This window comes from Clostridium sp. 1001275B_160808_H3, from assembly GCF_015550425.1.
Lineage (GTDB): Bacteria > Bacillota > Clostridia > Clostridiales > Clostridiaceae > Clostridium.
The window spans coordinates 203,289-215,439 of sequence record NZ_JADNAT010000001.1; the positions used below are offsets into that span (position 1 = coordinate 203,289).

General features: G+C 28.2%; 12 protein-coding genes. 3 read left to right on the forward strand and 9 right to left on the reverse strand.

Features of this window, described 5'->3' with window-relative positions:
- Positions 1–317: 317 nt before the first annotated feature.
- A complete protein-coding gene (locus tag I2A75_RS00950; protein WP_195262602.1) occupies positions 318–1,784 on the forward strand; it encodes a nicotinate phosphoribosyltransferase in 1,467 nt (488 codons plus the stop codon).
- Positions 1,785–1,818: 34 nt separating this feature from the next.
- Here the strand turns inward: I2A75_RS00950 and I2A75_RS00955 are convergent, their stop codons facing one another.
- The 3 genes from I2A75_RS00955 to I2A75_RS00965 form a co-directional block, all read right to left on the reverse strand.
- Positions 1,819–2,040: a hypothetical protein gene (locus tag I2A75_RS00955; RefSeq protein WP_195262603.1), complete on the reverse strand. Its 222-nt coding sequence runs from the start codon at positions 2,038–2,040 to the stop codon at positions 1,819–1,821.
- Between the two features lie 116 nt (positions 2,041–2,156).
- The gene (locus tag I2A75_RS00960; protein ID WP_195262604.1) at positions 2,157–3,362 is read right to left on the reverse strand and encodes an HDOD domain-containing protein; all 1,206 of its coding nucleotides are present in this window, start codon (positions 3,360–3,362) and stop codon (positions 2,157–2,159) included.
- Positions 3,363–3,525: 163 nt separating this feature from the next.
- On the reverse strand, positions 3,526–3,858 hold the full coding sequence (locus I2A75_RS00965; RefSeq protein WP_195262605.1) for a hypothetical protein: 333 nt from the start codon (positions 3,856–3,858) through the stop codon (positions 3,526–3,528).
- Positions 3,859–4,165: 307 nt separating this feature from the next.
- Between I2A75_RS00965 and I2A75_RS00970 the strand changes: the two genes are divergently transcribed.
- Positions 4,166–4,573: a Fur family transcriptional regulator gene (locus I2A75_RS00970; RefSeq protein ID WP_195262606.1), complete on the forward strand. Its 408-nt coding sequence runs from the start codon at positions 4,166–4,168 to the stop codon at positions 4,571–4,573.
- 93 nt (positions 4,574–4,666) lie between these two features.
- On the forward strand, positions 4,667–5,596 hold the full coding sequence (locus I2A75_RS00975) for a hypothetical protein (RefSeq protein WP_195262607.1): 930 nt from the start codon (positions 4,667–4,669) through the stop codon (positions 5,594–5,596).
- Positions 5,597–5,760: 164 nt separating this feature from the next.
- Here I2A75_RS00975 and I2A75_RS00980 read toward each other — a convergent pair whose 3' ends face one another.
- The 6 genes from I2A75_RS00980 to lonB form a co-directional block, all read right to left on the reverse strand.
- Positions 5,761–6,312 (reverse strand): hypothetical protein, encoded by a 552-nt coding sequence (locus I2A75_RS00980; RefSeq protein ID WP_195262608.1) that lies wholly within the window; start codon positions 6,310–6,312, stop codon positions 5,761–5,763.
- Between the two features lie 107 nt (positions 6,313–6,419).
- On the reverse strand, positions 6,420–6,665 hold the full coding sequence (locus tag I2A75_RS00985) for a hypothetical protein (RefSeq protein ID WP_195262609.1): 246 nt from the start codon (positions 6,663–6,665) through the stop codon (positions 6,420–6,422).
- Positions 6,666–6,690: 25 nt separating this feature from the next.
- Entirely contained in the window at positions 6,691–7,047 is a 357-nt protein-coding gene (locus I2A75_RS00990; RefSeq protein ID WP_195262610.1) for a hypothetical protein, read from the reverse strand.
- A gap of 154 nt (positions 7,048–7,201) precedes the next feature.
- Positions 7,202–7,807: a ribosome biogenesis GTP-binding protein YihA/YsxC gene (gene yihA, locus I2A75_RS00995; protein WP_195262785.1), complete on the reverse strand. Its 606-nt coding sequence runs from the start codon at positions 7,805–7,807 to the stop codon at positions 7,202–7,204.
- A complete protein-coding gene (gene lon, locus I2A75_RS01000; protein ID WP_195262611.1) occupies positions 7,803–10,133 on the reverse strand; it encodes an endopeptidase La in 2,331 nt (776 codons plus the stop codon). Before lon ends, yihA begins: the two co-directional genes overlap by 5 nt.
- Positions 10,134–10,459: 326 nt before the next feature.
- Positions 10,460–12,148 (reverse strand): ATP-dependent protease LonB, encoded by a 1,689-nt coding sequence (gene lonB, locus I2A75_RS01005; protein ID WP_195262612.1) that lies wholly within the window; start codon positions 12,146–12,148, stop codon positions 10,460–10,462.
- Positions 12,149–12,151: the final 3 nt, after the last annotated feature.

A 12,151-nucleotide genomic window follows, 5' to 3' on the forward strand; every position in this document is an offset into this window, starting at 1 on the left:
CTATAAATAACTATATTGTAATAATTTATGTATAGATGTACAATATATTTATATATTGTAATTTATTCTATAGATAAATTCATTTACTATATTTAAACGTATATAAGTTACAATTAATACTTAATATCCAACTAAAATATCTAAGTATTTGATAATAAATAAAGTTAGTATTTCAGTAACTTATAAAAAAAATAGATAATATATGCTTTTAATTTCGCTTTTTTCTAAAACTAATCATATCCAATATTTAATATAATACTAACTTTGATTATGTATATTATAATTGAAACATATATAATTTATAAGAGGAGAAAAACATGGAAAATTTAATTAGATTTGATGTTACTAATGAACGTAACCTTACTATGTTAGTAGACTTTTATGAACTAACAATGGCAAATGGATATTTCAATAAAGAAATTGAAAATAAAATTGCATATTTTGATATGTATTTTAGAAGAGTTCCAGATGGTGGTGGATACTGTATAATGGCTGGTGTAGATCAACTTATACAATATCTAAACAACTTAAAATTTACTCAATCTGATATAGAATATCTAAGAAGCAAAAATATTTTTTCTGAAGAATTTCTAAATTACTTGAAAAATTTTAAATTTGAATGTGATGTCTGGGCTATTCCAGAGGGAAACTTTGTTTTTCCAAATCAACCATTAGTAATAGTTAGAGGACCTGTTGTTCAAGCTCAATTTATAGAAACAATGATATTACTTACTATAAACCATCAAACACTTATAGCTACTAAAGCTAATAGAATTTGTAGAGCTGCTGCTGGAAGAACAGTTATGGAATTTGGTTCTCGTAGAGCTCAAGGCTATGATGGAGCAATTTATGGTGCTAGAGCATCAATAATTGGAGGTTGTGACTCAACAGCTTGTACTATAGCAGATAAATACTTTGATGTTCCAGCTGTTGGAACAATGGCTCATAGTTGGGTTCAATTATTTGATACAGAGTATGAAGCTTTTAAAGCTTGGGCTGAAGTATATCCAGATAATTGCTCACTTCTAATTGATACTTATAACGTATTAAAATCTGGTTTACCAAATGCAATAAAAGTATTCGATGAAATATTAAAACCTATGGGTAAAAGACCTAAGGGAATCAGAATAGACTCAGGTGATATAACTTATTTAACTAAAAAATGCAGAAAGGCTTTAGATGCTGCTGGATACTCCGATTGTAATATAATAGTATCTAATTCCTTAGATGAACACATAATAAGAGATGTATTAGATCAAGGGGCTTGCATAGATTCATTTGGTGTTGGAGAAAGATTAATTACTGCTAAGTCAGAGCCTGTTTTTGGTGGCGTATACAAACTTGTGGCTGTAGAAAATAATAATCAGATTATCCCTAAAATAAAGATAAGCGAAAACACTGAGAAAATTACTAACCCTGGATTTAAAAAGATATACAGAATTTATGATAATGAAACTCATAATGCAATAGCTGACGTAATAGCTTTAAATCATGAAGTTATTGATGAATCAAAACCACTTGAAATATTCCATCCTATTGAAACATGGAAAAGAAAAACTGTTACTAATTTCTATGTTAAAGATTTAATGGTGCAAATATTTGATAAAGGCGAGCAAGTATATGAAAGCCCATCAGTTTTAGAAATAAAAGAATTTTCAAAGAATGAAAGCTTAAAAATGTGGCCAGAAATATTAAGATTTGAAAATCCTCATAATTATTATGTAGATTTATCCCAAGATCTATGGACACTAAAGCAAGATTTACTTCATAAGTGCATAAAATAAAAAAGAGTGATTTAATCACTCTTTTTTATTTATTTTAATAATTAATAACTTTATCATCAATATTATAGTTTAAATATCTATCTTGTGAATAAAATAAGTCTTCATCCACGCTACCAACAAACTCCACTTTATTATTTGAAGACAAAAACTCCTTAAATGGACACGTATCAGCTTCATCGCTTTTAGAATACATAGGACATGTATTATAACAACTTACCTTTTCTTTATTGGTTGACCAAAACGGACACTTACTCATACCTCTCCCCCCAATACCTAAAGTGTGAAAACGAAATCACAATTTTCTTATATTATATTATATCTTTTTGCTAAAATAAAGTATTTTATATCCCTTTTTGAAAAATAAATATCGACTTAATTCCCTATATTTTTACACCACTCAATGGAGCTACAATATATATCAACTAAAACTCCATCATCAATTTTTAAATTAGTACATTGCTCTTCTATTTTTTTATTATCTAGTACTTCGTATGCTAAGGCTAACTCTAAAATATCCCTTAGAATATTTTTTTCTCCGATTAAAGCCTTCTTTATTTCTATATTAACAGGTAAGTTTTCAACTACATAATTGATATCTTTCTCCATCATTAAATGCAAGTTTGAAAACAACCCAACCATAAAGGCTGATGATAAATCATTATAGTGTATTATCTTAGATATTCCCTCACAGAATTTAGCCCTTATTACTATATTCTTAGCATACTCATCACTTTTACCAGACGAAATTTCCACAACCGACAATATTGATAACCACTTTCTAAGTTCTTCTCTTCCAATTAACATTATAGCCTGCTTTATAGATTTAACTTCTTGAAGAAAGCTAAAATAAGATGAATTTATAAATCTTAAGAATTTATATGTTAAAGCAATATCTGTTTTCATTGTGTACTCAACTTTATCTATATCATAATCTTCTCTTATTAATTCTATCAAAAGTGTAAAAATACTAGTGTTCTTTATTGCCATATCTTTTCCTAAAAATATAGCTGGCTTACTATAATAAAATCCTTGAAAATAATCATATTCAAGGCTTTTTGCTTCTTCCAAATCTTCTAATGTCTCTATTTTTTCAGCTAGCATTTTAATACTAAACCTTTTACAAATTTGAGCAATTTTTTCTCTTGATTCTTTAGATGAAAGAAGAAAATCAACTTTTGCTATGTCTATAACCCCAATAAAATTTATAATATCATTTATATCTACCACATCATCTAATGCTATGCAGTATCCTAATTCTTTTAAATAAGATAATTGATTAATTACATCTTCCGATGGATTAACACTTTCAAGTATTTCTATTACTACTCTTTCTTTTGGTAGTAATGTTGCAATATTCTTCTTTATTAACTTTTCTGAAAAATTAACAAAAGCTAGTTTATTATCAGTTAATATATCTAACCCAAAAGACGATATATTATCTATTACTTTATATGTAGCCTCTTCATCTTCAATATAGCCTTCGAAATTATTTTTTAAAGAATTTCTATAAAGCAATTCATAAGCTACTACTTTTTCTTCTTTATTATATATCCCTTGCCTAGCTATAAAAATATCCATTTTCTCATCCTCTATTATTAATTTATAATTATTATATACTAATAACATGTAATTTAAAAGAAATTAAGTAAATTTAACAGAAAAGTAAAAAGATATGAAATTAGTGTCTATATTCTGCACTCTATTCCATATCTATAATATTATATCTAAACCATTAATTATCTTATCTTTTGCAATGACTACTATTTTTAACTACTGATATATTAATTATTTCATTAGTAAATGCTTTAAGTAGTGCTTTTTCCAAAACTTTTTCTTGATCAAAATTTTCTATATCCCTACATTCAGCAAATACCTTATTTATTTCTCCATCTACATTTCTATATGTTAAAGTTACATATGGCTTTTCATATTCCACTTTAATTATCTTTAATCCCCATGATATCTGCGCATAATCACCATCTGTGGTAAGTTGTGTTAATTCTCTTAATTTTACTTTTTCCTCTGAAGGGTCAGTTATTACAATTAATTCGTCTCCAACTTTATATTTTGCCATTTTATTTCCTCCTCATAAATATAAATTCATCTTTATTATATATTATTGCTACTTTTTATGATATTATTATTTTATAAGATTAAATAATTTAAACTATATAAGTTTGTTAATTTATTAACAACTTTAATATTATATTATCATATAATATTAACGAATACAATAGTAACAAGAAAATTTTACTATATAATTAAAATATTTCAACAATTAATATTAATTATTCAATAGCATTAATTACTAAAAAACATTTGTTGACACTTAATTCTTTATAATATATAATTTAATTAATAATAAAAAAGGATGGTGTATTATGGAGAATATAACTTCTATCTTCAGAGAAAAGAAACTAAAACTTACTCCTCAAAGATTAGCAGTTTATAAATATTTAATGAGTACAGATGAACATCCTTCTGCAGAAATTATATATAAAGCACTTCAACCTGAGTATCCTACTATGAGTTTAGCTACAGTTTATAAAGCATTAAAGACTTTAGTAGAAGTTAAATTAGTTCAAGAAATTAATGTTGGAGAAGGCAATTTTAGATATGATGCTAATTCACATGAACATGCTCATATTCAATGTATCAACTGTAGTAAGGTAACTGACTTAGAAAATATATCATTTACGACTCTTAATCGTACTGCTGAGGAGTGCTCAGAATATAAAGTTCTATCAAACAAAATATTTTTTTACGGATTATGTAAAGATTGTCAATAAATGATTAAGCTAGAAATTTTAATTAATTTCTAGCTTTTTATTTATTTTGTATTAATCGCTAATAAGCCTCATATAATAAATTGAGGTGATTATATGTCAAGATTTATAATTATAAAAAAGAATGTTGTACTCTCTTATATAATAACTTTCCTTATATTTTTTGTGTTTGTATTATCTACTTATTTTTTTCTTACTAATAATAATTCTATAGAAACACTCACACCAATTACTTCAAAAAATTATAATGATTTTGACTTAGATGGAGATGGTGAAAATGATAAGATTGAAATATCCAAGGAAAATAATAACTACATATTAAATATAAAAAGTAAAGATAAAACTTATCCTCTTGTTAATAATGACGGATCAAATTTGCTTGGAGATTCACTTATTAAATGGCCTATCAAAGTGAATATTATAGATTTATCCAGAAATAACCTTCCAGAAATAATTGTACAGTTATCCAAAGATAAATCTCCTGTAAATTATGTATTTTCATGGAATGGATCTAAATTTGTAAATACATTTTTTTCAAGTGATAATATAATAGGGATACTTGATTCCAACAATAACAAGACGCCTAAACTGCTCTCTCTTTCTTCGAGCAAAGGTGATGGTTCTACCAAAAGTATTCTTTTCCTAGGAGATAACATAAAAGATATAACATTTTCAAAAATAAAAGTTCCTGGATTATCTGCAATTCAAGGATTTATAGATGTAATTGAAGCTCCTTACGAATTATCTGAGGCACCTAACATTTTCACTCCTAATATAGATAGTACTGAACTTGCAATATTATGGGGATTAGATAAGGATAATACAAGATATTCCTTCCAAAATGGTTATTTTTCAGATTTTAAATGGGATTCAAATGGAAATATATTAGGGGTAAATTGGACATTATCATTTGAATCTGTAAAAAATACAAATGATTCTTCTCCTGATAAAGAGCTATTATTGTATTTATCAGTAGAAGATGATGGATATGGTTCTCTTAAAATATCTTCAATAAAGAAAATATAAAATTAAAAGGCCGCTATAAGCGGCCTTAAAAGGGGGATGGGGGGGTTTTAGCTTAAACGAAGATTTCTCATCGCTTGCTATAGGAGAATACTTCTCCGGTACAATAATATTATTTACATAGACTTACCTTTTTATACATTTCCTTAATAAATTTCTAAATTTCATTATTCCTTAAAATATCCATTATTGTAAGCTTCTATAACTTTATCTATAAAATTAGCTTTTTTTGAATCAACTATACTTTTTATAGCTATTAACATTTGTATGTTCTCATCATCTAGTAAATCATCATCTAGTAAGCTATTATCAGAAGTGTCACTCTTTATATCAGTTATGTCAAAATTATTATCATTAGAAGAAGCAAAATTTGAATTGCTATCTAAATTAGTATTATTATTTCCTAAATTAAAGTTTCCCATCCCTAAATTATTCATCATACCTTGTAAAGCTCCTAAGTCAAATCCACTTCTATTATTTATCCCACTTCTCCCCTGTTGATTATTTCCAAACTGCCCTAAATTAAAGTTATTTAAATCTAATCCATCCATCTTCATAGATGAAAGCACATTTCCGATTTGACCCATATCCATATTTCCGCCAAACATACTCATCAGTTGAGCAGGGTTTATGCCAAATGGCGCATTATTATTCACCCTATTACCGGAGTTATTATTAATTTCTCTCTCCCCTTTATGTCTATGTTTCTTTTTTGACATTTAGGTTCCTCCTATTATATTCCTGTTGCTTTATTATATGTAAAAAAATTAAATATGTTTATACTTTTAGGCATTTTTTTGGAGGGCTAAGCCCTCCATCCTCTATACTAACAGCAAGCGTCTCCGCCAAATAAGCTTCCTAAACAGCCTCCGCATAGTAAGAATAATAAAATTATTAAAACTGAACAGTTATTATTTAAAAGCCCTGATCCACATGCAATTAATAAGAATATTATAGGTGTAATACAACTATTCATTCCACCAAATATATTTCCAGTTCCACAACATGGCATTGGTTCACAGCAGCAGCAGCAATCATCATAATCTTTTTTATGGGAATGTTTCCTTGACATAACTATCTCTCCTTTCTAATTTAAATTAGCAGCATCCGCCAAATATATTTCCGTTTCCACAGTTACCAAATCCTGAGCAACCGTTGCAAAGGAATAGAATTACTAATAAGAATAGATAAGATGAGCAGTTTCCAGCTCCATATCCACCATATCCGCCATCACAGCAACAATCGTGTTTACGTTCTTTTCTACAGCAACAGCTATTATTGTATCCTCCGCCGAATCCTCCACTATAGAATAGTATTAATAGTATCCATATCCAACTTCCAAATCCACAGCCACATCCTATATTATTAAATGGGCCTTGGTTTGAACATTGGGGTGCAATATTATCACTACAACCGCATGAATTTAAACCATTTAGAATTTCATTCATTTCCATAACTTACTCCTCCTTAGGATTTTTAGTTTTTTTTTGTTTTATAGTATATACTATTCTCTCGAATAATAATTGCCACTGTTTTTTATTGTAATATTTTAAATTTTTATAAATAAAAAAAAGAACTTATAGTATTCACTACAAGTTCTTTAATATATTATTCTACTTCAATATTATCAATTATAGGCCCAAAAAGGTTATCTATCAGCTCATCCTTCCCCTTTTTATGAACTGAAGAAAAGAAATATAATTTATCTTCCTTTGATAAATTTAATGTCTCTCTTATTACTTTTTCACTTTTCCTTAACTCATTATTAGACAGTTTATCGCTTTTAGTTGCTATAACTACCTCATCATACCCATAAAACTTAATCCATTCGTGCATTTGTATATCATCTGCTGTAGGCTTATGTCTAGAATCTACTAAAAGTACTACTCTTTTTAATTCTTCTCTTCCATTTAAGTACGTTTCTATAGTTTTTCCCCAACTTGCTTTTTCAGTTTTAGATACTTTAGCATATCCATATCCAGGTAAGTCAACTAGATAAAACTCATCACCATTTATAATGAAGAAATTTATTAATCTTGTTTTTCCTGGTGTTTGACTAACCTTTGCAAGTTTTTTCCTATTAGTTAAAGCGTTTATTATAGAACTTTTCCCAACATTAGAACGTCCCACAAATGCTATTTCTGGTAATCCTGTCACAGGGTACTGCTCTTTTTTAACTGCAGATATAACAAAATCTGAATTTTTAATTTTAATCAATAGTATCAACTCCAATTATAGCTTTATTTAATACTTCATTAACATGATCAACTGTAATGATATTAAGCTTATTTTTTACTGTACTTGGTATCTTAATTATATCTTTCTCATTTTCCTTTGGTATTATAATAGTATCAATCCCAGCTCTATAAGCAGCAATTGATTTTTCTTTTAATCCTCCTATTGCAAGCACTCTACCAGTTAAAGTAACTTCTCCAGTCATTGCAACATTACTTCTTACCTTTTTTTGAGTTAAAGCTGAAATAATAGAAGTTATTATAGTAACACCTGCAGAAGGACCATCTTTCTTTATAGAACCTTCAGGGAAATGTATGTGAATATCAGTATTCTTATAGAATTCTTCATTTATACCATATCTTACTGCATTAGCTCTTACAAATCCAAATGCAATCTTAGCTGATTCTTGCATAACATCACCTAATTGTCCTGTAAGAACTAATTTACCTGTTCCCTTCATAGTAACAGATTCTACTGGCAATGTATCTCCACCAGCAGCAGTCCATGCCATTCCTTTTACTACTCCTACTCTATCTTCCTTTTCTTTTATATCAAAACTATATATCTTGTTTCCTAAATACTTCTCAATTCTATTAGAAGATATTGATATTGATGTCTTATCATTCTTTATCATCTCTGTAAGAGCTTTTCTTATTAGCTTTCCTAAAACTCTTTCTAAACTTCTTACTCCAGCTTCCCTAGTATAAGAGTTTATTATTTCCTTTATAGCACTTTCAGATATCTTAAATTGATCATTTGTTAACTTATGATCTTTTAATAATTTTGGTATTAGATAATCTCTAGCTATATAATATTTCTCTTCATAAGTATAACCAGATACCTCTATAATCTCCATTCTATCTAATAATGGTGCTGGTATTGTATCTAGTGAATTAGCTGTGGTTATAAATAATACTTTAGATAAATCCATATCTAATTCTAAGTAATGATCTCTAAATGTATTGTTTTGTTCACTATCTAATACTTCTAAAAGAGCATCTGCCACATTCCCTCTGTTATCAGATCCTAATTTATCTATTTCATCTAATAAAATAAGAGGATTATTAACTTTAGCTTCTTTTAAAGCATATGCTAATCTACCTGGAATAGCTCCAACATAAGTTTTCCTATGTCCTCTGATTTCAGCTTCATCTCTAACGCCTCCTAGAGACATTCTTGTGTACTTTCTATTAGTTGCATTTGCTATTGATTTAGCTATTGATGTTTTACCTACTCCTGGAGGTCCAACTAAACATAATATTGGCCCTTTCAAGCTATTTGTATATTGCTTTACAGCTAAGTATTCTACTATTCTTTCCTTTACTTCTTCTAGTCCATAATGTTCATTATTAAGTATTTTTTCAGCTTCATTTACATCAAAAGTATCCTTTGTTGATTTACTCCAAGGTATATCAAGTATCCAATCTAAATAACTTCTTATTACATTACTTTCAGACCCCTGACCAGATGCTGATTTCAATCTTGAAAGTTCACTTTCAGCTTTTTCTCTAACATGTTTAGGTAATTTAGCCTTTTTAATTCTTTCCTCGTATTTAGATATTTCTTTTTTATCTTCATCATCTTCTCCAATTTCCTCTTGGAGTACTCTTATTTGTTCTCTTATATAATATTCACGCTGAGATTTATCAACACTCTCTTTAAGTTTCTTACCTATTTTCTTTTCAACATTTATTATATCTATTTCATTTTCTAATATAACAAGTAGTTTTTCTATCCTGTTAATGCAATTAACCTCTTGTAGTATTTCTTGCTTTTTATCTTCATCTACAATTACATATGAAGCAACTACATCTACAAGCTCACTATAGTTTTCTATTGTATCAAATATAGATATAATATTATTTTTCATATTTCCTGAAGCTTTAATATATCTACTAAAACTCTTTTTTAAAGAATTTATATAAGCCTCAATATTTTCATATTCTTCATTTGAAGGCTCTTCGATTCTTTCTACTGATACTTTTAAATATCCTTCACTTGAATCTAATTCTTTAATTTCTCCTCTATCTAATCCTTCAACTAACACTCTTATTACATCATTTGGTAGCTTTATTATTTGTTTAACCTTACATATAGTTCCTATATTATAAATATCACCAATTTCCGGTTCCTCTATTTCATAATCCTTTTGAGTTGCTAAGAATATATCTGTTTGATTTTCCATCGCTGCTTCTATAGCTGCCTTAGACTTTTCTCTTCCTACATCAAAATGTATTATCATATTAGGAAAAATACTAATTCCCCTTAGAGGAATCAACGGTAGAGCCATTAATTTTTCACTCATTTATTCCCATCCTCCTTACATTATTATGTAACTTTTATAGTATACACATAAAATTATTATTTTTCAATCTATTTTAATCTATACAATACATAATACTTAAATTTCTATATAAAATAAGTAATATTAATTATTATTTTATACTTATTATTATAATTATAATATAAACTTGAAATTTAGCAATGGACAATATTAGTAATGAGTAATACTATTAAATCTACTTATACTGGTTCACCTTATAATTAAAAGAGCCGTCTTACGACAGCCCATTAAAAATATGAATATAAATTTATTAATATAATTTTTTCTGAATCATTAAATATATATTTTTACTCCTCTCCTTTGGCTGATAATATATCTATGTTGTTATTAACAACTATATCTTCCACAGCCATATCTTCAACAATTACATCTTTTAATAGTGCTTCATTTATCACTTCATTTAGGCTTTTAACAGCTACAACTTCAATTCCTTCTATATCATTAAAACTGTCCTTCCAATTTTCAATTGGTATAATGACTTTTGTTGCACCAGCCTTTTGTGCTGCATTTATTTTTGCATTTACTCCTCCAATAGGCTTAACTTCTCCTAAAAGACTTATTTCTCCGGTCATAGCAACTTTATTATTTACTTTAACTTTATTTATAGCACTATATATAGCAGTTGCAATTGTTATTCCTGCTGATGGTCCATCAACTGGCATTCCCCCTGGAATGTTTATATGTATATCATAATTTTCACATTCCAAATTAAAAATATTATTTAAAACTGTAAGCACATTTTGGATTGATGAATATGCTGTACTTTTTCTTTTAATTTTTCTATTGTTACTACTTATTTCTTCTTCTTCAACAATACCTGTAACCTTTAAGTTTCCTATTCTATGCGCCACTTTCTTTGCAGTTGCTTCTATTTCCATTAATATACCTATATTAGCTCCATGCACTGCTAATCCATTAACTACTCCTATTTCTGCTTTATCTTTAATTTTTTTATCAGGAATTTGAGTATAATTTCCATTTTCTATGACCCACTGTATATCATCTATATTTATATCGCTTCTATTTTCATTTATTGCTACTCCTGAAGAAAGCTGTATTAAATTTACAACATCTCTTCCATTAGTACAATACTTTGAAATTAAATCTAAACATTTATCATCTATTTCTAGCCCAACCTTATTAGCTGCATTTTTACCTATTGTTTTAATTTCTTCAGGATGTAATGATCTAAAAAATATTTCTACACACCTTGATCTTATAGCTGGAACTATTTCTTCTGGACTTCTTGTAGTAGCTCCTATTAATCTAAAATCTGCTGGTAATCCATTATCAAAGATTTCTTTTATATAATCTGGCATATTAGGATTTTCACTACTATAATATGAACTATCCAAAAATACTTTTCTATCTTCTAATACTTTAAGTAACTTATTTAGTTCTATAGGATGCAATTCACCTATTTCATCCATAAATAACATCCCTCCGTGTGCCTTTGTGACAGCACCCGGTTTAGGTTGTGGTATTCCTGCAACTCCTAGAGAGCCAGCCCCTTGATAAATCGGATCATGTACTGAACCTATTAAAGGATCTGCTATTCCTCTCTCGTCAAATCTTATTGTTGTTGCATCAATTTCTATAAATTTCGCATCTTTCTTAAAAGGAGATTTTTCCCTCTTCTTAGCTTCTTCTAATACTAGCCTCGCAGCGGCGGTTTTTCCTACTCCTGGAGGCCCGTATATAATAACGTGCTGTGGGTTAGGTCCACATAAAGCAGCTTTTAAGGCTTTTATTCCATCTTCTTGCCCTATTATTTCTTCAAATTTAGTTGGTCTACTTTTTTCAGTTAATGGTTGGGTTAATTGAATGCTCCTCATTCTGTTTAACTTATCCATTTCCTTAACATTTTCTCTTTCAATAACAACTTTATTATTACTATGGGCTTTATTATTATTTACCATATAATAAATAAATACTATCATAGTCGTTATTTGCAATACCACTAATACTTCAGTCATAAA

What these genes read in the sequence shown, in the direction of transcription:
- I2A75_RS00975 (WP_195262607.1), top strand. Translation starts at nt 4,667, where the DNA reads ATGTCAAGATTTATAATTATAAAAAAGAATGTTGTACTCTCTTATATA.
- I2A75_RS00970 (WP_195262606.1), top strand. Translation starts at nt 4,166, where the DNA reads ATGGAGAATATAACTTCTATCTTCAGAGAAAAGAAACTAAAACTTACT.
- lonB (WP_195262612.1), bottom strand. Translation starts at nt 12,148, where the DNA reads ATGACTGAAGTATTAGTGGTATTGCAAATAACGACTATGATAGTATTT.
- I2A75_RS00960 (WP_195262604.1), bottom strand. Translation starts at nt 3,362, where the DNA reads ATGGATATTTTTATAGCTAGGCAAGGGATATATAATAAAGAAGAAAAA.
- lon (WP_195262611.1), bottom strand. Translation starts at nt 10,133, where the DNA reads ATGAGTGAAAAATTAATGGCTCTACCGTTGATTCCTCTAAGGGGAATT.
- I2A75_RS00990 (WP_195262610.1), bottom strand. Translation starts at nt 7,047, where the DNA reads ATGGAAATGAATGAAATTCTAAATGGTTTAAATTCATGCGGTTGTAGT.
- I2A75_RS00965 (WP_195262605.1), bottom strand. Translation starts at nt 3,858, where the DNA reads ATGGCAAAATATAAAGTTGGAGACGAATTAATTGTAATAACTGACCCT.
- I2A75_RS00955 (WP_195262603.1), bottom strand. Translation starts at nt 2,040, where the DNA reads ATGAGTAAGTGTCCGTTTTGGTCAACCAATAAAGAAAAGGTAAGTTGT.
- I2A75_RS00980 (WP_195262608.1), bottom strand. Translation starts at nt 6,312, where the DNA reads ATGTCAAAAAAGAAACATAGACATAAAGGGGAGAGAGAAATTAATAAT.
- I2A75_RS00985 (WP_195262609.1), bottom strand. Translation starts at nt 6,665, where the DNA reads ATGTCAAGGAAACATTCCCATAAAAAAGATTATGATGATTGCTGCTGC.
- I2A75_RS00950 (WP_195262602.1), top strand. Translation starts at nt 318, where the DNA reads ATGGAAAATTTAATTAGATTTGATGTTACTAATGAACGTAACCTTACT.